This is a genomic window from Pseudomonas sp. NPDC089428, from assembly GCF_044749325.1.
GTDB lineage: Bacteria > Pseudomonadota > Gammaproteobacteria > Pseudomonadales > Pseudomonadaceae > Aquipseudomonas.
In genome coordinates this window covers 45,245-67,154 of record NZ_JBIVHT010000004.1, presented here as the reverse complement: position 1 = coordinate 67,154, position 21,910 = coordinate 45,245, and the positions used below count along the sequence as shown (strand labels likewise).

The 21,910-nt window shown below is 64.2% G+C and carries 21 protein-coding genes and 1 pseudogene; 7 read left to right on the top strand and 15 right to left on the bottom strand.

Annotated elements, in window-relative coordinates; all coding sequences use genetic code 11:
* Nucleotides 1-42: 42 nt before the first annotated feature.
* The 5 genes from ACIPZ5_RS09200 to ACIPZ5_RS09180 form a co-directional block, all read right to left on the bottom strand.
* A complete protein-coding gene (locus ACIPZ5_RS09200) occupies nucleotides 43-1,410 on the bottom strand; it encodes a DUF1329 domain-containing protein (RefSeq protein ID WP_400807956.1) in 1,368 nt (455 codons plus the stop codon).
* Between the two features lie 14 nt (nucleotides 1,411-1,424).
* Nucleotides 1,425-3,095, bottom strand: coding sequence for a DUF1302 domain-containing protein (locus ACIPZ5_RS09195; RefSeq protein ID WP_343597096.1), 1,671 nt, complete (start codon nucleotides 3,093-3,095; stop codon nucleotides 1,425-1,427).
* Nucleotides 3,096-3,187: 92 nt separating this feature from the next.
* Complete coding sequence (locus ACIPZ5_RS09190) at nucleotides 3,188-4,312, bottom strand: FAD-dependent oxidoreductase (RefSeq protein WP_400807953.1); 1,125 nt, start codon at nucleotides 4,310-4,312, stop codon at nucleotides 3,188-3,190.
* Between the two features lie 139 nt (nucleotides 4,313-4,451).
* Nucleotides 4,452-4,790 (bottom strand): Rieske (2Fe-2S) protein, encoded by a 339-nt coding sequence (locus ACIPZ5_RS09185; protein ID WP_400808596.1) that lies wholly within the window; start codon nucleotides 4,788-4,790, stop codon nucleotides 4,452-4,454.
* A gap of 12 nt (nucleotides 4,791-4,802) precedes the next feature.
* On the bottom strand, nucleotides 4,803-5,744 hold the full coding sequence (locus ACIPZ5_RS09180) for a VOC family protein (RefSeq protein WP_400807951.1): 942 nt from the start codon (nucleotides 5,742-5,744) through the stop codon (nucleotides 4,803-4,805).
* Nucleotides 5,745-6,019: 275 nt separating this feature from the next.
* Between ACIPZ5_RS09180 and ACIPZ5_RS09175 the strand changes: the two genes are divergently transcribed.
* A complete protein-coding gene (locus ACIPZ5_RS09175) occupies nucleotides 6,020-6,958 on the top strand; it encodes a LysR family transcriptional regulator (protein ID WP_400807948.1) in 939 nt (312 codons plus the stop codon).
* Nucleotides 6,959-7,138: 180 nt separating this feature from the next.
* Entirely contained in the window at nucleotides 7,139-8,296 is a 1,158-nt protein-coding gene (locus tag ACIPZ5_RS09170) for a S9 family peptidase (RefSeq protein WP_261940374.1), read from the top strand.
* Nucleotides 8,297-8,422: 126 nt separating this feature from the next.
* Here the strand turns inward: ACIPZ5_RS09170 and ACIPZ5_RS09165 are convergent, their stop codons facing one another.
* The 4 genes from ACIPZ5_RS09165 to ACIPZ5_RS09150 form a co-directional block, all read right to left on the bottom strand.
* On the bottom strand, nucleotides 8,423-9,775 hold the full coding sequence (locus ACIPZ5_RS09165; RefSeq protein WP_400807946.1) for a sensor histidine kinase: 1,353 nt from the start codon (nucleotides 9,773-9,775) through the stop codon (nucleotides 8,423-8,425).
* Nucleotides 9,751-10,416, bottom strand: coding sequence for a response regulator transcription factor (locus ACIPZ5_RS09160; RefSeq protein WP_261940376.1), 666 nt, complete (start codon nucleotides 10,414-10,416; stop codon nucleotides 9,751-9,753). The genes ACIPZ5_RS09165 and ACIPZ5_RS09160 overlap by 25 nt, the downstream gene beginning before the upstream one ends.
* Nucleotides 10,417-10,490: 74 nt before the next feature.
* On the bottom strand, nucleotides 10,491-10,901 hold the full coding sequence (locus tag ACIPZ5_RS09155) for a hypothetical protein (RefSeq protein WP_343597106.1): 411 nt from the start codon (nucleotides 10,899-10,901) through the stop codon (nucleotides 10,491-10,493).
* A 16-nt stretch (nucleotides 10,902-10,917) separates the two neighbouring features.
* Nucleotides 10,918-11,682, bottom strand: a complete 765-nt coding sequence (locus ACIPZ5_RS09150) for a hypothetical protein (protein ID WP_343597108.1) — start codon at nucleotides 11,680-11,682, stop codon at nucleotides 10,918-10,920.
* Between the two features lie 279 nt (nucleotides 11,683-11,961).
* Between ACIPZ5_RS09150 and ACIPZ5_RS09145 the strand changes: the two genes are divergently transcribed.
* Nucleotides 11,962-12,840 carry a LysR family transcriptional regulator gene (locus ACIPZ5_RS09145; RefSeq protein ID WP_400808593.1) on the top strand — a complete coding sequence of 293 codons (879 nt, stop codon included), beginning with the start codon at nucleotides 11,962-11,964 and terminating at the stop codon, nucleotides 12,838-12,840.
* A 20-nt stretch (nucleotides 12,841-12,860) separates the two neighbouring features.
* Here ACIPZ5_RS09145 and ACIPZ5_RS09140 read toward each other — a convergent pair whose 3' ends face one another.
* Nucleotides 12,861-13,322 (bottom strand): Rid family hydrolase, encoded by a 462-nt coding sequence (locus ACIPZ5_RS09140; RefSeq protein WP_343597110.1) that lies wholly within the window; start codon nucleotides 13,320-13,322, stop codon nucleotides 12,861-12,863.
* A gap of 264 nt (nucleotides 13,323-13,586) precedes the next feature.
* Between ACIPZ5_RS09140 and ACIPZ5_RS09135 the strand changes: the two genes are divergently transcribed.
* Nucleotides 13,587-14,273 carry a hydrolase gene (locus tag ACIPZ5_RS09135; protein ID WP_343597112.1) on the top strand — a complete coding sequence of 229 codons (687 nt, stop codon included), beginning with the start codon at nucleotides 13,587-13,589 and terminating at the stop codon, nucleotides 14,271-14,273.
* Nucleotides 14,274-14,447: 174 nt separating this feature from the next.
* Nucleotides 14,448-14,834 carry an AraC family transcriptional regulator gene (locus ACIPZ5_RS09130; protein WP_343597157.1) on the top strand — a complete coding sequence of 129 codons (387 nt, stop codon included), beginning with the start codon at nucleotides 14,448-14,450 and terminating at the stop codon, nucleotides 14,832-14,834.
* Between the two features lie 35 nt (nucleotides 14,835-14,869).
* Here ACIPZ5_RS09130 and ACIPZ5_RS09125 read toward each other — a convergent pair whose 3' ends face one another.
* A complete protein-coding gene (locus ACIPZ5_RS09125) occupies nucleotides 14,870-15,820 on the bottom strand; it encodes a GlxA family transcriptional regulator (protein ID WP_400807940.1) in 951 nt (316 codons plus the stop codon).
* Nucleotides 15,821-15,926: 106 nt separating this feature from the next.
* Here ACIPZ5_RS09125 and ACIPZ5_RS09120 point away from each other — a divergent pair, with 106 nt between their 5' ends.
* Nucleotides 15,927-16,724: an SDR family oxidoreductase gene (locus ACIPZ5_RS09120; RefSeq protein WP_343597114.1), complete on the top strand. Its 798-nt coding sequence runs from the start codon at nucleotides 15,927-15,929 to the stop codon at nucleotides 16,722-16,724.
* A gap of 132 nt (nucleotides 16,725-16,856) precedes the next feature.
* A complete protein-coding gene (locus ACIPZ5_RS09115; RefSeq protein WP_343597116.1) occupies nucleotides 16,857-17,864 on the top strand; it encodes a zinc-binding alcohol dehydrogenase family protein in 1,008 nt (335 codons plus the stop codon).
* Between the two features lie 93 nt (nucleotides 17,865-17,957).
* Here the strand turns inward: ACIPZ5_RS09115 and ACIPZ5_RS09110 are convergent.
* From ACIPZ5_RS09110 to codB, 4 genes and pseudogenes are all read right to left on the bottom strand, one after another.
* Nucleotides 17,958-18,062 (bottom strand): annotated as a pseudogene (locus tag ACIPZ5_RS09110) (hypothetical protein); the annotation flags it as partial.
* Between the two features lie 34 nt (nucleotides 18,063-18,096).
* A complete protein-coding gene (gene codA / locus ACIPZ5_RS09105) occupies nucleotides 18,097-19,338 on the bottom strand; it encodes a cytosine deaminase (protein ID WP_400807936.1) in 1,242 nt (413 codons plus the stop codon).
* A 4-nt stretch (nucleotides 19,339-19,342) separates the two neighbouring features.
* Nucleotides 19,343-20,560 (bottom strand): PucR family transcriptional regulator, encoded by a 1,218-nt coding sequence (locus ACIPZ5_RS09100; RefSeq protein ID WP_400807934.1) that lies wholly within the window; start codon nucleotides 20,558-20,560, stop codon nucleotides 19,343-19,345.
* Nucleotides 20,557-21,822 (bottom strand): cytosine permease, encoded by a 1,266-nt coding sequence (gene codB / locus ACIPZ5_RS09095; RefSeq protein WP_400807932.1) that lies wholly within the window; start codon nucleotides 21,820-21,822, stop codon nucleotides 20,557-20,559. The genes ACIPZ5_RS09100 and codB overlap by 4 nt, the downstream gene beginning before the upstream one ends.
* Nucleotides 21,823-21,910 lie beyond the last annotated feature (88 nt).

Here is a 21,910-nt window from a genome sequence, read left to right as displayed (position 1 = left end):
TTTGTTCTTGTTGTCGGTAAAGCCTGGGCACGAGGCGCCTGCTCAGCGCACACCCTCGCCTGCCATGGCGTCAGCGGTGAACACTGAGGCCTTGTACGGCGGCACGATGCGGTATTGCTCGCTTTTGCCGGCGAACAGGTCACCGGCGAACCAGGCGCCAGAGAGCAGGTCGTAGAAACCGTTGGTGAGGGTCACCACACCCGGCAGGTCCGGCAGCACCACGGGCGAGGTCCAGACCACCTTGGCCAACTGGTCGCGGGCGTCGTAGCGCTCACCCAGCACGGCGGCCCAGGTGTCCTCGTCGAGGTAGTAGGTGCTGCGCGGCATCACATGGCGCTGGCCCTGCTTCAGGGTCGCCTCGACCACCCACACGCGGTGCAACTCCCAACGGATCGACGCGGGGTTGAGGTGGTGCGGGTCGAGGAGCGCCTCGGCGCTGGCGGCGGTGAACACCTTGTTGGCGTTGTAGGGGATATACATTTCCTTCTTGCCCACCAGCTTCCAGTCGAAGCGGTCCAGGCGCCCGTTGAACACGTACAACTCATCGAAACTCATGACCCCGGCAGTGGCCGGCGTCGGCGTGTCGCAGCATGCGTTGGGCAGGCGGCGCACGCGACGCTGGCCCGGCAGGTAGGTCCACACGGCGGCTTTGTCGGCGTTGAGGTTTTCCAGGCCGGTGATGGCCTCGCCGGCGCGCAGTGGCGGGCCGTCGTTGGTCATGCGAATGGACCAGAACACACCCTTCTCGCCACTGCCGCCGGGGAGGTACCAGGGCATCTGCAGGTCGGCGCGCGAATCGTTGGTCAGTACATGCTTGCCGTCGGCGGTGGTCAGGTACTGGTTGAAGCTGGCGTGCCATGAGGCGCCACGCCAGCGCAGCAGGTGGTTCCACATGGCTTCCACGCCATTGGCCGGAATCGGGAATGGAATGCCCCCTGCCGCGCCTTCGGGCATGGGGCCGGCAGGGCCGTCCACCAGCTTGCCGCTGGTGGCGTTGGCGAACGTGGCGTCGTAGACCGATTGCGGTGCAGCAGCACTGCGGTGGGTCGGGTACACGTCAAGCCGGTAACTCTCCGGGTACTTCCTGAGCATCGCCTGAATGCCCGGGGTCAGCTTGTCGGCGTATTGCGCCAGGTTCTGCGCGGTAATGGTCAGCAGCGGTTTGTCGCTGGCGAACGGATCGCCACGCTTGCCGCCGTCCTTGTAGGCCGGGTCGGCCTTGGTGTAACCACCGTTCCAGGCCGGGATGCTGCCGTCGGCGTTGCCCGCGCGCTCGCCACCGAGCGGCGTCAGGGTGGTCTTGAGGGTGGCCGCCTGTTCGGCGGTCACCGCGGCACCGGCGCCGTGGGCGAACAGCAGCGAGGCACTCAGGGCAGTGAACAGGGAAACGACTTTATTGTTGTGTCTCATCGGGTAGTCCTCGGTCAGAAGGTGCGGCTGACAGTGAAGGCGATGAAGTCGCGGTCTTTGAGCGACTGTTCGAAGGTGTAGTGGTTGTCGGTGTCGAGGAAGGTGTTCTCGGGGCCGTAGTAGTGCGTGTAGGTCAGGCCCAGGCTCCAGGTATTGAGGTAATTGCCCTTCAGGCCGATGTTCAGGTCGCCGCCGTGATCGCTGCCAAAACCGGTGCCCAGGGCCATCGATGCGCCGTTGGTGTAGCTCGCGCCGAGCGGTACCGAAAGGTCGAGGCCGGGCAGGATCTGCCGGTACATCGGCTCGAACACCAGGCGCAGGCTGGTGGCGTCGCGGTCGGCGTTGGGGTCGACGGCATCAGCGTTCTTGCTGACACTCATCACCCGGTTCCAGGCAATCTCGCCGAGGAAGCTCGACTCGGCAGCGATGAAGTTCGGCTCCAGGCTGGCCAGCCAGGAGAAGTTGGCGTGCAGGGTGCGGCCAGTGGCGTACAGCGGGTCGTTGTCGTTGTCGATCGCCTCGCCCACGGCCAGCGCATGCTGGTTGGTGGAGGCCAGCGGCTGGTTCCAGCGCGCGGACAACTCGCCAGCGAGGTTGAAGTTGCCAAGGGTGGTGGAGAAACTGGCGCCGAGCGCCTCGATGCCTTCGGGGTACACCCAGTAGAACTCGCCAGCCTTGCCACTGACCGGGTCGAGGTTGGCGAAGTTCGGGCGTACGTTGAGCTGCGGCGATTTGTCGTGGAAGCGAATGGCATACACGCCCCAGTCGACAGTCTCGGTACGCCAGCGCACCTGCAGCCCACCCTGCCCCGAATCTTTGGCTTCCTTGTCATTGCCGTGGAAAAACGCCAGCGGCTGGCCACCGGGGAACACGGGTGAGCCGACGAACATGCGCTCGGCGCCATCACCGAAGAAGTCGTCCGTGGAGAAGTAGCTGCCCGCTGCCGGCAAGCGGTTGGCCTCCCATTCGAACTGGTAGTAGGCCCCCACCGAGACATCCGGGGTCAGCTGCAACTGCCCGGAGATCTGCTGCACCGGGCGGATCAGCTCCTTGAACTGGGTATTGGGCACCGACAGGCCCTTGACCACGTCCACCGGCGCCATGCCCCCGGCAATGCCGTTCATGCCATAGAACAGGCTTTCGCCCCACTGCATGGCGTATTGGCCCAGGCGCCCGGACAGCGGCAGGTTGCCGATCTCGGTCTTGCCGAAGATGAAGGCGTCGAGCAGCTCGCCCTTGCGCCCATGCAGCGTGCGGGTGTCGTCGGTGAATTCGTCGTAGTCGACCGAATAGCTGTTGGCGCGGCTGGGGTCGTGGTTGTCGGTACCCTGGTTGTAGACATCGTCGTACCAGGCCGCACCACTGACCCGCGCACCGATGTTGTGGTAGGTGATGTCCAGCTCCGACAGCAGGTCCAGCCGGTTGGAGATCAGGCCCTTGTCGAAGTTGCGGTCGCCGTCGTCCAGGTTCAGCGCGGTCTGGCCCTCGGTCAGCTTGCTGCTGGCGTCCTGGGTGCGCCAGGCGGCGCTGTATTTCAGGGTGTTGTCCCAGCGCACCCGCAGGTCGGGGTTGCCGGTGGCGAATTCGAAGGCCTGGGCCTGGCTGGTGGCCAGCGTGAACAGCACCAGGCTGAGGGGCTTGAGCACCGGCAATGGCCGTGCGGGTGCACCTTTGCGAGTCAACATCGGGTTTCCTCTTTCTTGTTCTTGTTTTTGTGCGTCGGTGTTGGCGTATGACCTGGCGCACCGGCAAGGCAGGGCGCCGCGGATACGGGGAATCAGAGCGGCCGCGCGGTGACCTCCAGCATCTGCTTGACCAGACCGATACGGTCGAAGGACCGGTCGCGCTGGATTTCCTTCTCGCCGGCCAGCAGCGACATCTCGCTGATGTACTTGCAGCGCTCGAAACGCCTGTCCATGAAGCGCCGCAATTGAGCATCCAGGCTGTCGCCAGCGGTAAGCTCTTCGGCCAGCACCACCGCGTCTTCGATGGCCATGCCCGCGCCCTGCCCCAGGTGCGGCGTGGTGGCATGTGCGGCATCGCCAATCAGCAGGACACGGCCGCGATACCAGGGCTCATCGACGAACACGGCCTCCAGCGGCTTGTAGACCACTTCGGCGTGGTCGACGATTTGCGAGCGCAGCTCACCGATCAGCCCACCAAAACCGGCCAGGCGCTGACGCAGGCCGTCGGCCAGGGTGGCGGGCTCCATCCAGGGATTGCCTGGCTCGTGGGAGGTGGTGAACAGGTACATCAGGTCATCGGCCAGCGGCACCAGGCCGGCGTTGCCCGAAGGCCCCTGGTAGTTGGCCAGGTGGTCGATGCCAGCAGCCCGCGGGAAGTTGTAGCGCCATACCGACTGCCCGGTGAAGCGCGGCTGATAACGGTCGCCGAACAACAGGCCGCGCACCTTCGAAAACAGCCCGTCGGCGCCGACTACCAGCCCATAGCGGCCGTGGCTACCGTCGCTGAACAGCACATCCACTGCGCTGTCGTCCTGCTCGAAGCGTTCCACCGAGGTGCCCAGGCGCACCTGGGTACCCAGTTCGATGGCGGTTTCGCTCAGCACCTTGTGCAGGGCACGGCGTGAAATGCCGACATTTGCCGGATAATGCGGGCCGGCCAGGCGCTGCCCGGGAATGCGCGCCAACTGCTGGCCCTCGGTGGTGTAGATGGCCACGTCCTCGAAGGCATAGGCCGCGTCGAGATAGGCATCGAGCAGGCCCAGGCGATGCATCTCGCGCACCACGTTGCTCTGCTGGATGATACCGACGCCGTAGACGGTCCACTCGGTCTTCAGCTCGACCAGGTCGACGGCGATGCCCTTGCGGCGCAGGGCAATGGCAGCGCATAGCCCGCCAATCCCGCCGCCCACGATCAGCACGGTGTTCACAGTATTCATGGCATGTCTCACGTCTTGTTCTTGTTGTCCGCCTCGGCATGCGCGGCGGCCGTTTCCTGTGCCTGCGCACAGCTTCCCGGCTGCGCCGGGCTTTGACCAATCGCGTCGCGGGATGCGACCTATCGCGCGGCGCGATGGCTCAGCGATCGAACTGCGACAGCGGCAATAGCAGCCAGCCGTCCGCTTCCTGGTAATCCAGCGCCTGCAGCGCCTGACCACGGCAGGGGCCATGGACACAGGTGCCGTCCTCGGGCCTGAAACGCGCGCCATGGGCATAGCAGATGACCCACTGGCCATCGGCACTCAGAAAGCGATCCTTGCGGTACTCCAGCGGCACCTGCAGGTGCGGGCAGCGGTTGCGGTAGACACGTACCCGGCCCCCGTGGCGGAGCACGAACAGGCTGTCCGCGCCCTGGCCATGCGGGTCGAAACCCCGTGCCTGCCCTTCCACCACTTCGTCCAGCCGGCACAGCACCAAGCCGCTCACCGATCAAGCCGACTTCGCAGGTGGTCCCCCCGGTGCCCATTTCTCCCGTGAGGTGAAGAGGAACAACTGCGAGTTGTCCGCTGACATGGGCGCCTCACGTGCGGCCCAGGCGTCATCGTGCTTGTCCATGTCGGCGTCGTACTCGATATGGCAGCCCAACGGGCTGTTGAAGTACCAGAACCAGTTGGACCCCAGCAGGTGCCGGCCTGGGCCCCAGAAGCTGGTCCAGCCCCGTTGCTGGAAGCGCGTGCCGGCCAGCAGTACCTCGGTGCCGCTGCCCATGTGGAAGGTGAAGTGCTCGCAACCCTGCATGTGTGGCGGGGTCTGGATCATGAACAGGCAATGGTGGTCGTCCATGCCGGCCGCGCGCATGAACGGGCCGACGCCGCTGAAGCTGTCGGTGGTGACGAAGCCCAGGCGATCTCGGTAGAACGCTTCGCCCTTGGCCGCGTCAGGCACGAAATACACCACGTGCGATAACGTGCGCGGCCGTGCCGGCATGTCCGGGGTGATGCCCAGCTGGTTTAGCGGGCGTTGCGGCGCGTTGCCGGGCGCATTGGTCAGGTCGGCAGGCGCCTCGAAGGCACGCCGGCAAGTGACCTGGAAGGCGATGGCAAAGCCCAGGTCGTCGAAGCAGTGCAGTGCACCGTCGGCATCGCGGCGCACTTCGCGATCCCGGCCCAGTTCATCGGCGATGGCCGCAAGATCGCCCGCCGAAGCGACACCGTAGACAGTTTCGCGCAGCGACGGGGTTGGCCCCAAAGCCGACGGCAGGCTGCTGTCGTCGCCGCGACGGATGATGATCGCGGTACCGTCCAGGGCTTCGAAACGGCCACCGTCAGCATCCAGCCTGGTGGCCGTCAGGCCGTAGTCACGCAGGCAATCGGCACAGGCCTGGATATCGTCGACGCCGAACACCAGCGCATCGAGACCAAGAATGTTCATGGCTACCACTCCATTGAAATTGTTATTCGGCGAGGCAGGGTCACCGGTCGTGGGTCGGGGCGGCGCAGCGGCCGTTCGACTGGAGCGCAGATTGCTCGGCGCCGGGGTGGCATGACCAATCGCGAGTCAGGATGCGAGGCATCGACATTCGCGATACCTGTGTGCCGGCCCATGGCGCCTGGCGTTGGCTCTCGCCGTGGAGCACGGGTCTTGACGTATCGACAATGCAGCGGGAAGGTATCGCGAAAACAACTACAAGAACCGAGAGCTATCACATGCGCTTTCACCACCTGGATCTGAACCTGCTGGTCGCCCTGGACGTTCTGCTCGAGGAGCAGAACATCACCCGCGCCGCCGAACGCCTGCACATGACCCAATCGGCCACCAGCGGCGTGCTCGGCCGTTTACGCACGTTTTTCGAGGATGAGCTGCTGGTGCAGGTCGGCCGCAAGATGCAGCCCACGCCCTATGCCCTGGAGCTGGCAACGCCGGTGCGCGAGGTGCTGCTGACCATCCGTTCCTCGATCACCGCCAAGCCGGTGTTCGAACCGGCCAGCAGCAAGCGCCACTTCCGCCTGGTGGCCTCGGACTACCTGATCAGCGTGCTGTTCGCCCAGGTCATCCAGAACATCCACCAGCAGGCGCCGCACATCACCTTCGAAATGATCAGCCCAGGCGACAGCAGCGCCGAGCTGCTGATGCGCGGCGAGGTCGACATGATGATCGTGCCCGAACGCTACCTCATCGACGGCCACCCGGCGCAGCTGCTGTTCGAGGAAGATCATGTCTGCGTGGTCTGGCGCGACAACCCCGAAGTCGGCGAGCAGCTGACTCTGGAGCAGTACATGCAGATGGGGCATATCTCGGTAGGTTTTGGTCGCAACCGGCATTTGAGCATCGAGGACTGGTTCATGAACCAGTACGGCTTCAACCGACGCCTGGAAGTGATCACCAATGACTTCAACACCCTGCCCCAGCTGCTGGTGGGCACTGCGCGAATCGCCACCATGCACCGCCGCCTGGCCGAGCTGTACGCCGGCTACCTGCCCCTGCGCATCCTGCCGCCGCCGGTAAAGATCCCGGTCATGCGCGAATTCATGCTCTGGCACCGCAGCATGGATGGCGACCCCATGCACCGCTGGCTGCGCGAGCGCATCAGCGACTTCATCCAGCGCGCCGAGCAGGAACCGGCGCCACTTCGCGCCAGCGCCTGAGCCTCAGCCATCGCCCCGGCCTGCGCCAGCGCGGCCGGGCATCGCGTTTGGCGATACCTCGCATCCCCGATCACGATTGGCCTCGCCCTGCCCCGTCTGCGTACCTTGCCTTCGAACCCCGCCCTGCGTGCCTGCCGCAATCATGGGCGCCGGACCAACGACCGCAGAAGGACAACAAGAATGTTCCGTTACTTCCCCACCAACTACGTCTGGAACCTCTCGGTGGACCTGGCCATCGAAATGGGCGCCCGCATGGGCGAGATCGAAGAAATGTGTGCCCCGTTGCAGGAAGCCTCCAGGCAGCCCGACGCCGCTGGCACCCAGGCATTTCGGGAAACCTGGTCGACCATGGCCGACAAGCTCTGCGTGCTGGCCGAGGAAGACCAAGCCGCTGGCCGGCGCCTTTCTGCCGGCGAGAAATACAACCGCGCCGCTACCTACTACCTCACCTGCGAACGCCTGCAGGCCCACGGCGCGCCGGGCCGCGCGGCGCTGTACCAGCGTTTCCTGGAGACCTTCGCGCGGGGTATCGACCTGGCCAGGGAAAATTGCGAGCGGGTCGAGATCCCCTATGAGGGCAAGCACCTCTCGGGCTTGCTGGTACGGGCAGAAGGCGTGAGTGGCCCGGCGCCACTGCTGGTGCAGGTCAACGGCCTGGATTCGACCAAGGAAATGAAATACCGCGTCGGCCTACCCGCCTGGCTGGCCAAACGCGGTGTGTCATCGCTGATCCTCGACCAGCCTGGCACCGGCGAAGCGCTGCGCCTGCAGGGCCTGACTGCCCGCTACGACAGCGAGCACTGGGCCAGCCGCGTGGTTGACTGGCTGGAGACCCGCGCCGATGTCGACCCCAAGCGCATTGGCATGGAGGGGGTGTCCTTGGGGGGTTACTACTGCCCGCGCGCGGTGGCCTTCGAACCGCGCTTCGCCTGCGGCGTGGTGTGGGGCGCCAACCACGACTGGCGCGATGTGCAGAAACGCCGCCTGGAGAAAGAAGGCAACTTCCCCGTGCCGCACTACTGGGCGCACGTGCAATGGGTCTGGGGGGCGAAGGATATGGACGCGTTCATGCGCATCGCCGAGAACGTGCACCTCGACGGCGTGCTCGATCGCATCCGCGTGCCATTCCTGGTCACCCATGGCGAGAAAGACTCGCAGATCCCGCTCAAATGGGCGCACCGTACCTATGAGCAACTGGTCAACAGCCCCAAGCGCGAGCTGAAGATCTTCACCGACCGCGAAGGCGGCGTGCAGCATTCCAGTTTCGACAACAGCATCAATGCCGGCCATTACATCGCCGACTGGGTAGCCGAGACCCTTGGCGGTCATACCGCCTGAGCTCCCCCGGCCGGCACGGCCGACCCGCCACCAGACGGCGCCCCAGGGCGCCGCTTGGCATTTGCGTGTACGCCGAATCAGGTATCGATGGCGGTGCATCGACAGCGAACGCACGCCAGCGAAGCGTCAATCGGCATCAGCCGGCCACTGCAGGCACACGCGCCAGCCCAACTGCGTTGCATCATCAGCGTAACCCACCGCCACCTCCCCGCCAGAGCGCTGGACGATGGTACGCACAATCGACAGCCCCAGGCCGGAGCCTTCCCCGACCTGTTGATTGCCCCGATAGAACGGATCGAATACACGCTCCCAGTCTTGCGCAGGAACACCAGGGCCATCATCACGCACACACAGTCTGAGCCCTTCGGCACTCTGCACCGCCTGCACATCGACATGCCCCCCCACCGGTGCGTGCCGGATGGCGTTCTCGACCAGGTTCTTGATCACGGTCCGCAGCTCCACTTCCTGCATCGGCAACAGCGCATCGTCACCTTCCAGGCCAATGTCCAGCTGCTTCTGCTCTGCCAACGGCATCAAGTCCTCCAGCACCAGGCGGCAAGTTTCATGCAGCGACACTGAACCTGGTGACGCCTCGGCCAGTTGCGCGCTGGCCAGTGCCAGCAGCTGCTCGACCAGCTTGCGACTCCTGCCGATACCACGGCGCAGCCTGGCCACGTGCAGCCTGGCGCGCTCCGACATGTCTTCGTGCTCAAGGCCCTCCGCCTGCAGCGACAGCGCGGTGAGGGGGGTACGCAGCTCATGGGCCGCATCGGCTACGAAGCGCTTCTGGCCTTCAAGGGTGCGCGAAACGCGCCCGAGCAGCCGGTTTATCGCCTGTACGAACGGGCGTATTTCGGTCGCCAGCAGGCGCTCATCGATCGGGCGCAGGTCCTGATCGTCGCGGGTATCGAGCATGGCCGCCAAGGTCGAGACCGGCCTGAACAGCTCGCGGATCAGGTTGGCCACCACCAGCAGCAAAATCGGGAAGAGGATGGCAAATGGCAGCAATGCACGCCAAGCACTTTTGCGCGCATCACGATTACGGCTGTCGATTTCCTGCACCACGGCAAAGCGCCTGCCAGAAGTGTCAGTACTGACCAGCACGCGAAAAGGTTCGTTGCCCACCACCAGCGTCGACAGGCCATTGGCCACCGAGCCCGGAATCGGCAGTGGCAGCTGGCTGTCATCGGCATGGCTGACTGACTGGCCATCGGCCAGGTACTGGATGACGATACGGGTTTCTTCATCATCCGCGGCCCCAGGCTGCGCGCTGCCTGAGTAATGAAATGCCAGGCCCTGGCGCAGGTACAACGCGGCCACCTGGTGCAAGCTCTTGTCTTGCAGGTCGAGCGCTTCATCGTACGCGGTGAAGTAGCTGAAGGCCCCACTCACGGTCGCTACCAGCAGGATCGCGACCGACAGCGCCACCGACAGGCGCAGTTGCAGCGACTGCTTCAGGCGTGTTTTGAGACCATCCATCCCAGCCCCCTGATATTGCGAATCACATCCTTGCCCAACTTGCGGCGCAGCCCGTGGATGATGAACTCCACGGCATTGCTTTCTACCTCGTTGCCCCACCCGTAGATGCGGTCTTCCAGTTCGCTGCGCGAGAGAATGGCCCCGGGGCGCACCAGCAACGCCTGGAGCAAGGCAAATTCACGGTTGGAAAGCTGCACGGGTTGCTGATCGAGCACGCGTGCGCATTTGCTGACCGGGTCCAGGCTCAGCGTTCCATTGCCCAGTTCAGGGGCCGCGCGCCCGCCCTTGCGGCGCATGACCGCGCGCATCCTGGCGAGCAGTTCAGCCATCTCGAAGGGTTTTTGCAAAAAGTCATCCGCCCCGCCGTCCAGCCCGCACACCCGGTCATCGAGCCCCGCGCGTGCGGTGATGATCAGCAGCGGCACCGGGTTGTCCGCTGCTCGCAGATTTTGCAGCACCTGCAGGCCACCCTGCCCGGGCAGCCCGAGGTCGAGCAGTACCTGGTCGTAGGGCTGGGTACGCAGGGCCGCTTCGGCCGCCAGACCGTCAGCGACCCAATCCACGGCGTAGCCCGCCTCGCCCAGTGCGTCCTGCAGCGCCTGGGCGATCATGCTGTCATCCTCGACCAGTAATACCCGCATGGCCTTCCCCGCTATCAACCTGTGCAGGCAACAATAGCCCGAGCGGCCGGTGACCGATAGGCTATCGCCGCGTTTCAGCCCTGCCCCTGCAGGGTATCGAACGCCTTCAGCAGGTCGGCCATGGCCGCCTTGCATTGGCCTTGTTGAGGCTGGCTGGCCCGCAGCGCATCCAGGGCGTGGTCGATTGCCTTATCCAGCACATGCCAGTCGCTGGCGGCACGCGGCTTGATCCCGGCCTCGGCATCGTCCCAGGTCTTTTCCAGGTCCCTGATACGTGCCTTGGCCGCGGGCAGGTCCTGGGCATCCACCTTGGCGGCGACATCCACGGCAATGGCCCGGAATGCGCTGAGGTCGCCCAGCTTGGTCGGGGCATGGACGCCAGCGGCCTGTGGCGGTTCATCCGGCTTGGAACAGCCCTGGGTTACCAGCAATGCGCTGGCGACACAGGCAATGGCAAGGGTTTTGAGCAGAGCGTTGGAAATCATGGGTGCTACCTCGTTATCAAGGGGTAAGTCGCTTGGTTTGGCTGGCAGCGAACTGGGCAACGCAGACCAGGATGAAAATGACGCAAAGGAAGATCGCGCTGGTCCAGGTCGCCCCCATGCCGAGGCCACCGTAATCACGGGATTGGGTAAGCAGGTCACCCAGCGAGGCGCCGAGCGGGCGGGTCAGGATGTAGGCCACCCAGAACACCAGCACCGTGCTGGCACCCAGGCGCCAGGCAAGCAGGCAGCCAGCGATCAGGACGGCGAAGATCACGCAACCGAAACTGAAGCCAAGCCCCAGTGCCTCGGTCGCCAGATCACCACCGGCAGTACCCAGGGCGAAGGTGCACAGGACGGTGGCCCAATAGAAGGCTTCGCGGCGGGCAGTGACGATTTCGCGAATCGACAGGTTGCGCTCCACGGCGTACCAGACCGCGAAATTGACCACCAGCAACGCTGAGAAAAATGCCGTGCTGGCATACAGGCTGATGTCCAGTTCGTCAGTCAGGATGTCGGTTATCTGGGTGCCCAGGATGCTGACCAGCACCACACAGAGCCAGTAGATCCAGGGTTCGCAGCTGCGCTTGCGCATTTGCAGGGTCAACGCGCCGGCCAGCAGCACTGCCATCACCGCACTGGTGATGGCAAGGCCCCAGCCGACGTCGACAGCGAGAAAGTCGGCGAAGGTCTCGCCGACCGTGGTGGACATGATCTTGATGATCCAGAAGGACAGTGTCACTTCCGGTACCTTGTTGAGCCAACCTCTGCTGGCAGTCTTCATGGGTGTACCTCCTCCGGCCCCGTCAGGGGTTTTGCCGCGGAGGTTACGGATGAAGACTTAGATGAGCCTGAGGGGCATGCCGTCGGCCTGCATCGGTTTGAGGAAGCGGCGGCCAGCGCCGCCTTGGCTCACCTGGTCCCTTCTCGTATGATCGGCCCATCCCGATCTGGAACGTGTCATGTGAAGTCGTTACCTGAAAACGCTGCAACTGGCCCGGCTGCCGGCAAAAACATCAAATGGGACGTGAGCGAGGCAGCCAACCAGCTGTCCTGGGACGACTTGCGCATCATCAAGACGCTCAGTGACTGCGGCAACCGCGCGGCCACGGCCAAGAAACTCGGCATCAACGTCTCCACCGTGTCCCGGCGGGTCTCGCAGTTGGAGAAAACACTGGGCGTGGCCCTGTTCGATCACCGCAAGTCAGGCTATCTGCTCACCATCGAGGGCGCGGAATTGCGTGCATTGGCCGAGCGCGTGGAGCTGGACATCGTCAGCGTGACGCGGCGCGTCTCACGGGCTGGCCAGGGGCCTCTGGGCAAGCTTCGCATCACCACCAGCGACTCCCTGCTCCTGTACTTCCTCACCCCCATCATCGCCGATTTCAAAGCCCTGAACGAAGGGATCACCATCGAAGTACTGGTAGGCAACGAATCACTGAGCCTGGCCCGAGATGAGTCGGATATCGCGGTTCGAGCGACCAAGAAACCCGCCGAGAGCCTGGTGGGTCGCAAGCTGGCTACCATCGCCTGGGCCGCTTACGGCAGCAGCAACCACCTGACGCCGACTCCGCTGTTTACGGAGGGCCAGGCATGGGTTTCCTATTCCGCCGCGCTACGAGGGCTGAAAGCGACGAGCTACGTCGAGAGCAGGGTCGCAGCCGAGTGCATCGCGTACCGCACCGATTCGGTCGCAGCAGCAAGCGCCGCCATCGCAGCGGGCCTGGGGGTGGGTTTTCTGCCCTGCATGCTGGGCGATATCACACCTGGGCTGGAACGCGTCGGCCCGGTAGTGCCGGAGCTTCAGGATGAGCTGTGGCTGCTGACGCACCAGGACATCCGCAAATCGTGGCGGGTCAAGGCATTCATGACGTTCTGTGCAGCCGCCGTTGCCAACCAGAAGGCTTTGATCGAGGGCCAGCTGGAACTCCCGGTCACGTAGCACGAAACCGGGAGTGCAGGTCACTCGGCCCGTGAGCCAAGCACTGCCTTGCAGGCGATTTCAATCAGCTGAGGGCGCTGGGCAAGCCTGGAGACGCCAATGATGTTACTGGCGCATTGGGGCCGCTCGGTGCCGTACGCGGCCTTGCGCACCTTGCCGACCACGGCGAAGGCCGCGTCCATGTCCAGCACGTAGAGCGTCTCTTCCACCACGTCTTCAAGCGTTGCTCCATACAGTGCGAGCAGCTTGGCGATATTGTCGTAGGCGACGCGCATCTGCTCGCCCATCGAAGAGAAATCGCAGGGTATCCCTTCTCGATCCAAGGGCGCAGGCGCAACCAGGTTGCCCTCCTGGTCATGATTGAACTGGCCTGACACATAGATCTCGTTGCCTACCCGCCGAGCCTGCGGATACCCGTAAGTCTTCTCCCACGGAACGCCCCAATAGGCGGTCTGTTCATTGTGCGGTTGTGAAGCTGTCATCGCATTCTCCTGGCGCAAACCGGATCCGGTAGATCCGCGTTAGCGTGCGAATGCTAGCAGCAGGATGAGCAATCCGTCGGCGCATGAATGCGCCTTCAGGAGCGCAAAAGTGCGCCACCGCTTCGCCCTGCGATTGGCTATCTTGTACTCGGGCTCAAGCAACGGACATTGCCGAGGACGTCAACCGGAACCTCGGCACAGCCTGTAAAACCCAGGCGCCGCGACTTGTGCGATGACCATCATCCAGCAGAAAGGGAAACAACAATGAGCAATCCAAAAACTGAAGTCCTGACCCCGCACAACAGCCAACTGATCTTCATCGATCAGCAGCCACAGATGGCCTTCGGCGTTCAAAGCATTGATCGCCAGACACTGAAGAACAACACCGTAGGCCTGGCCAAAGCCGCCAAGATCTTCAATGTCCCCACCACCATCACGACGGTCGAGACTGAAAGCTTCTCGGGGCATACCTACCCTGAGCTGCTCGCCGTCTTCCCCGAGGCGCCCCTGCTGGAGCGCACCTCCATGAACTCCTGGGATGACCAGAAGGTTCGAGATGCGCTGAAGAAAAACGGTCGCAACAAGATCATTGTTTCCGGCCTGTGGACCGAGGTCTGCAACACCACCTTCGCCCTCTCGGCCATGAACGATGCCGGCTATGAAATCTACATGGTTGCCGATGCCTCCGGCGGCACCACCAAGGAAGCCCACGACTACGCCATGCAGCGCATGATCCAGGCTGGCGTCATCCCGGTGACGTGGCAGCAAGTGCTGCTGGAATGGCAACGCGACTGGAAAAACCGCGACACCTACGACGCCGTCATGGAGCTGGTCAAGGAACATTCCGGTGCCTACGGCATGGGTGTCGACTACGCCTACACCATGGTGCACAAGGCGCCAGAGCGCGTGCAGCACGGCCCGACCCTGGCCCCGGTCGCTGCCCCTGTCTGACCCTTGCCAGCCCCTGCCCCCAGGGGCTGTTCACTGACCCGCTGATGGGTACGCCGGCTGGCTGAGCCAGGCCTTCGAATCGAGCGTTATCGTCTGCAGCCTGCGCCAAGGCTGCAGCGGCCTGCGCTGCCTGCTTGAAACGTGCGTGCCCACTTCATTGATAAATGGATTTGTATGAACAGTGACCACTGCACGGTGCTGGCGACTGTCGCACTGAAAACGACCGGACGGCTGAAACCTTGGCAGCTCAAGACTGCCAAGCAGTTGATGCTGGATAACCTGGACACCGGCATCACCGTTACCGAGCTTGCCCAGGCTTGCGCGCTGTCGCGCAGCCATTTCACACGCATGTTCAGGGAAACCGAACAGGTGCCCCCGCAGCAGTGGATGCGTGAGCAGCGGCTGAAGCGAAGCAAGGAGTTGCTGGGTAGCTCCGGGATGTTGCTGGCCGAGATTGCCCTGGAATGCGGCTTCTGCGACCAGTCCCACTTTTGCAGAACATTCGTGAAAGCCGAGGGTATGTCACCGCAGGCATGGCAGCGATTGGGAGCCTGCAGTTGACTACCCAGCCCAGCCTCCCAGCTACGCCCAACCCATCAGCCAGCCACTACCCGTCGTGCGTCCCTGCGCACCGCCTGCGGCGGCACGCCAAACCCACGCATGAACGCCTCGCGCATATGCCGACGGTCGCGAAAGCCAGTCTCCCTGGCCACCACATCCAGGCTGTGTCGGCTCTGCTCGATCATGACCCGGGCGGCCTCAAGGCGCAGGCTTTCCACGGCCTTGGCCGGCGACTGGCCGGTTTCGGCGGTAAACACGCGGGTGAATTGTCGGGGGCTCAGGTGCACCACTTCCGCCAGTTCCTCCACGCTCAGTGAGCGACTGAGGTGTTTGCGCGCGTAGTCCAGCGCGTGCTGGATACGGTCCGACTTGGGCGACATCGACAGCAGCTCGGAGTGCTGGGATTGCCCGCCGGAGCGGCGCTGGTGCATGACCATCTTATGGGCCACCGATCTGGCCAGCTCGGCGCCCAGGTCCTTTTCCACCATGCCCAGGGCCATGTCCAGGGCAGCGGTCATGCCGGCGGAAGTCCAGATCGGGCCATCGACGATGAATATCCGATCTTCCTCCACGTCTACCTGCGGGTACAGCTCACGCAGCTTTGCGGCATAGGCCCAGTGCGTGGTGGCGCGCCGGCCATCCAGCACGCCGGCCTGGGCCAGCACGAAACAGCCCGTGCACAGGCCCGCGGTGCGACGGGCGCCGTCGACGAAACCGCGGACACTGGCCAGCACGGCTTCACTCGGGGGCGACAGTGGCGTCAGCGTGCCGGTGACCATCCAGGTGTCTGCAAGGCCGGGCGCACCCAGGGGCAGCGTGTCGATGTGCATGCCCAGGGAGGAGCGCACAGTACCGCCCTCGATGGAGAAATTCTGGATCCTGTACACCGCTTCGCCCGCCGAGATGTTGGCGAATTCGAACACGGTCTGCGTCGCCAGGGACATGACCTGGAAGCCTTCGGTAAGCAGATACCCGACCCGATGCATGGTGAAGCTCCTGCGCTGTATGTCCTGAAAACTTACCATATGCGTCATTCAAGACACAAAGCACTTTCTGCATCATGGCAACACACCCAAGCAATGGAGCATCACCATGACGCAGCAATTCAAAGGCACCGCGCTCATCACGGGCGCTTCCACCGGTATCGGTTCGATCTACGCAGAGCGCCTGGCCCGTCGCGGCTATGACCTGGTGCTGGTGGCTCGCAACCGGGAACGCCTGAACGCGCTCGCCGGCCGGCTCACCAGCGAAACCCGGCAGAACGTCGAAGTGTTCCCGGCCGACCTGGGCAATGCCGACGATCTGGCCAAGGTCGAGCGCAAGCTGCGCGAAGACGCCAGCATCAGCCTGCTGGTGAACAACGCCGGTATCGGTACCCACACCACCTTGCTGGAGAGCGACGTGGAGCGCATGGCCGAGATGATCAACCTCAACGTCACCGCCCTCACCCGCCTCACCTATGCCGCGGTGCCCGGCTTCGTCGCGCGTCGCCAGGGGGCAGTGATCAACATTTCATCCGTCGTCAGCCTGGCGCCAGAGCTGCTCAACGGCGTGTACGGCGCCAGCAAGGCCTACGTCACGGCATTTACCCAATCCCTGAACAAGGAATTGGCCGACCAAGGCGTACGGGTTCAGGCGGTGTTGCCTGGGGCCACTGCCACCGATTTCTGGCAGATTGGCGGCTTGCCGGTGGAGAACCTCGACCCCGGCATCGTGATGTCCGCCCAGGACCTGGTGGACGGCGCGCTGCAGGACTTCGACAACGGTGTGCTGATCTCGCTGCCGTCGGTGCACGACCTGCAAGCCTTCGACCACTACCAGGCCAGCCGGCAGGCCTTGTTCGGCCAGCTGTCCAACAACCAGCTCGCACCACGCTACAGCACCAAGTGATTGACGCCCGTCGGTGGCGCTTCACGGTATTTTCACTGCCGAAGTGAAAGTGTTGCGCCATTCTGGCTGTTTATCGTTTCAATCGAAACGAATAGCCTGAGCCCACTTTTCGAATTGCCAAGAGGTAACGCCATGAAGGCTGTCGTTTACACCCAACCCGGTTTGCCGATCCAGGACCCACAGTCGCTGTACGACGCTGAACTGCCCAAGCCGAAACCCGGCGCCCGGGACCTGCTGGTCGAAGTCAGGGCCATCGCCGTCAACCCGGTCGATACCAAGATCCGCGCCAGCCGCGGTGGTGAACAACCCCAGGTGCTGGGCTGGGATGCCGTGGGTATCGTCCGCGAGGTCGGCGATCAGGTGACGTTGTTCCAACCGGGCGATGAAGTGTTCTACGCCGGGGCCATCGACCGCCCTGGCAGCTACAGCGAATTCCACGTGGTCGACGAACGCATCGTCGGGCACAAGCCCCGCAGCCTGGACAACGCCAGCGCCGCCGCCCTGCCCCTGACCTCCATCACCGCCTGGGAACTGCTGTTCGACCGCCTGGGAATCGAGGAAAACGGCGGCAAGGGCCAGTCACTTCTGGTGGTCGGTGCCGCCGGCGGGGTGGGCTCGATCCTGGTCCAGCTCGCCAGCAAGCTCACCCAGCTGACAGTCATCGGAACAGCCTCCCGCCCCGAAACCCAGAAGTGGGTCAAGGAGCTGGGCGCCCATCACGTCATCGACCACCGTGAATCGCTCCCGCTTCAGCTCCAAGCGCTCAAGCTCGATGCGGTGGACTACGTGATCAGCCTGACCCACACCGACAGCTACCTGCCGCAACTGGTGGAAGTGCTGCGCCCACAAGGCAAGCTGGCGTTGATCGACGACCCCGCGCAACTGGATGTGATGCCGCTCAAGCGCAAGTCGCTTTCGCTGCACTGGGAGCTGATGTTCACCCGTTCGCTGTACAAGACCGAAGACATGATCAAGCAACACCAGCTGCTCGAGCGTGTGGCGCAACTGGTCGATGATGGCGTGCTCAAGACGACCCTGGGCGAGCACTACGGCACCATCAACGCCGAACACCTCAAGCGCGCCCATGCCACGCTCGAAAGTGGCAAGGCGCGCGGCAAGATTGTGCTGGAAGGCTTCTGATCTGCAGCCTGGGGCCATCCTTACAGGATTGGCCCCAGCGATCATCGCCGTAAACCTGCCAGTTCGGCCGGGCTCAGCGCAGGATGCAGCCCCTCATACATCCAGCGCCCGAGCCCTCAGCTCGGTGTTGAGAATGCGGTCGTTCTCGCTGTAATCCACCGGGCACTCGATCACATGCACGCCAGGGTCGGAAATGCAGAACGCGCCGGTTGCTTGGCGCTTGCCAGCGCAGTCAGGCAAAGCGTTCGACCTGTGCAGGCGTGCGGCGCATCAGCACCTTGCCGTTGCGCACCGACACCAGCGCATGGCCCTGGCTGCGGACCATCTCGTAGTCATCCGGAGCCGACAGCAGCAGCAGGTTGGCCGGCCGCCCGACCTCGATGCCATAGCGCTCGCCAAGGTTGAGGGTGCGGGCGCTGTTGTCGGTGATCAGGTCCAGGCTGCGTTGCAGGTCTTCGTAGCCGAGCATGTGGCAAATGTGCAGCCCGGCTTCGAGAATGCGCAGGATGTTGCCGTTGCCCAGCGGGTACCACGGGTCGACGATGGAATCCTGGCCGAAGCACACGTTCATCCCGGCGCGGTCGATTTCGGCCACGCGGGTCAGCCCGCGGCGCTTGGGGTAACTGTCGAAGCGCCCTTGCAGGTGGATGCTTTCGGTGGGGCACGAGACGAAGTTGATCCCCGACATCTTCAGCAAGCGGAACAGCTTGTAGCAGTAAGCGTTGTCGTAGGAACCCATGGCCACGGTGTGGCTGGCCGTGACCCGCGCGCCCATGCCGCGCACCCGTGCCTCTTCAGCCAGCACTTCGAGGAAACGCGACTGCGGGTCGTCGGTTTCATCGCAATGCACGTCCACCAGGCAGCCCGTGCGCTCGGCCAGGTCCATGAGGAACTTGATCGACGCCACGCCCTGTTCACGGGTGTTCTCGAAATGCGGAATGCCGCCGACCACATCGGCGCCAATGGCCACTGCTTCGGTCATCAGTGCCCGGCCATTGGCGTACGACTCGATGCCCTCCTGGGGGAAGGCGACGATCTGCAGGTCGACCAGATGGCGCACCTCTTCGCGTACCTCGACCATGGCCTTGAGCGCGGTGAGCTTGGGGTCGGTGACGTCGACGTGGGTACGCACGTGCTGGATGCCATGGTCCACCAGCATGCCAATGGTCTTCGTGGCGCGGGTCTTGATGTCGTCGTGGGTGGTGATTTCCTTGCGCTCGGCCCAGCGTTCGATGCCTTCGAACAAGGTGCCGCTCATGTTCCACTTCGGCTCACCGGCGGTGAGGGTGGCGTCGAGGTGGATGTGCGGCTCGACGAACGGCGCCACCACCAGGTTCTGCTGGGCGTCCAGGTCATCCGGGCTGGCCAGGGCGGTGACGTCGGCCTGTGGCGTGATGGCGGCGATGCGCTCGCCGTCCAGCGCGATGCGGAACAGGCCGGTCTTGCCACGCAGGCGGGCGTTGATGATGTTCATGGCGTTACTCCTTGGCTTGATCTTCGTTCATGCGCCAAACCAGCATGGCGACGGAAGCGTTCATGCGAAACAGCGGGTCGTCGACGGACTGCCCGCTCAGTTGTTCGATGCGTTGAATGCGCTGGTTGATAGTATTGCGGTGCAGGCCCAGGCGCTGGGCCGCCTTGAACCCGTTGCCGTTTTCCTTGAGCAGGGCATCGAGGGTGTGCACCAGCACGTGGGGCTGCTTGCGCCCGGGGGTGATCAGCGGGCTGAGGGTCTGGGCGACGAATTCGTCGATCAGCGACCGCTCGGTGATACCTTGCAGCAGGCGTAGCACACCCAGCTCGCTGAAGTCGCAGAAGCCGTTGGCCGGGTGCAGCTGCTGCGCCACCTCAAGGGCCTGGCGCGCCTCGCTGAGCGCCTGACGGTAATGCCCGCAATCGCCGGCCAGGCTCGACAGGCCCATGTACAGGGCCAGCTCCCCGGCTACTGCGCTCAACTGCCGGTGCAACGCGGCCAGGGTCACCGGCAGGTCGGCGCCATCGGCCAGCAACAGCACCTGCAGGTCACCCGGCAACTGCGCCGTCACCGTCCCCGGCCGCTCGCGGCACCAGGCTTCGAGCTGGTCTTCCAGTGCCTGCCGGATAGCTTGCCAGAGGCGCTCGCCCTGGGCCAGGCCATGGCGCTCGAACAACTGCTCAACATGCAACAGGCGCAGCGCCACCACCCGGCGCGGCTCATCCAGGGCCAGCTCAAGGTGCGCCGCACGCTGGCGGGCGATGGCCAGGCTTGGATAGTCGCCACTGAGCAACTGGCCGAGGATGTCGTTGCGCGACCGACGCACCTGGCTCATCTGGACCAGGGCCGTGCCGATCAGGTGGGTCACCACCACCATCTTCAGGGCGTAAGGCTGCTCGATCAGCGGCAGCCCCAGTTGCTCGGCGCGGGCGACCACGGCGGGCGGGATGGCCTGGATGAAGGAGCCGCCGGTGAGGATCACCATCCCGGCAATCCCCACGGCCTCGCCGTCTTCGACCAGGCTCAGCAGGTTGGCCTCGCCACGCGGGTGGTTGATGCCGGTGACGAACACCAGTTCACCGCCCATCACCCACTCGGCGATGCCTTCGTTCTCCGCCACGTAGGGCCAGCGCACCCGCCGCTGCAGGTTGCGCGCCCCAGCACGCACGGTCATTTCCTGCAGGCCCGGCAGGTGCAGGATCTCGTCCAGCGCCAGGCTCACGGCTCGATGCCCGCCTGGCCCAGCGCGCGGCGCCGGCCACTGAGTTCGAGCATGGCGATGTAGCACAGGGCCGAGGCGCCAATGCCCACCAGCGGCGCGACCCAAGGCGAGGCGTAGGCCAGCACCGCACCCAGCGCGTAGGCGCCCAGCCCCATGAGGTTGTAGCGCGGCAACTGTACCGAAGCCAGGGCTGGGTATTTGCCACGGTGGCGGTACCAGAAGTCGGCCATGATCACCCCACCCACCGGCGGAATGATCGAGCCCAGCAGCACCAGGAACGGGATCAGCATTTCATACATGCCACCGATCGCCAGCACGACGCCCACCGCCGCCGCCACCAGCGTGGCAGTGCGTCGACGCTCGCTGCGCAGCAGGTGGCAGGCGGCTGCCGAGACGTTGTAGATGGTCGGCCCCTGGATGGTCCAGAGGTTCAGGCAGAGCATCACCACCGCCGCGAACGACAGGCCTTGGAGCATCATCACTTCGACGATGTCGGCCTGCTGGTAGACCATCGCGCACCAGGCCCCGGCCACCACCATCAGGCCGTTGCCGAGCAGGAAGGCGACGATGCTGGCTACCACCGCCACCCGCCCGCTGCGCGACAGGCGGGTCCAGTTGGTGGCCTGGGTGGCGCCGCTGGCGAAGGTGCCGAAGACCATGGTCACTGCGGCCGAGAAGGTCATGGTTTCATGCGGCACCACCGCTGCCAGGCCTGTAAAGCCACCGGCATCGGCGGTAGCGATGTACATCGATATCAGCAGCAGCACGAACATCAGCGGCACCGACACCCGCGACAGCAGGTCCAGGCCCTTGAAGCCAATGATCGCGGTGATGCTGAAGCCCAGGCCGAACAGCACCATCAACGGTACCGTGTAGCCGCCCGCCAGGCCCAGCAGCTTGACCAGCACGATCGCCACGGTCGCGGTGCCCCAGGCGTACCAGCCCAGTTCGGCGAAGCCCAGGATGAAGTCGGACAGCCGGCTGCCCGCCTCGCCGAAACAGAAGCGCCCCATCAGCACGGTGTTCAGCCCGCTGCGCGAGGCGATGAAGGCCAACGCCGCGGCATACAGCGCCAGCAGCGTGTTGCCGATGGCGGCAACCCACAGCATGTCGACAAAGGTGAAAGCCATGCCCAGCTTGCCGCCAGCGAACATGGTGCCGGTGAAGAAGGTAAAGCTGAACAGCACCATGGCAATGGGCAGCAGCCCCTTGCGCGATGATTGGGGGGCTTCGCAAAGCGGGAATTCGGTAGGTGAGCTCATGGCACGGTGCTCCGGGTTGTCGTTGCGACAGCAGGGAGCAATATGCGGGCCGCTTTTACCAACCGCGGAAAACGGGAAATTTGCAGGC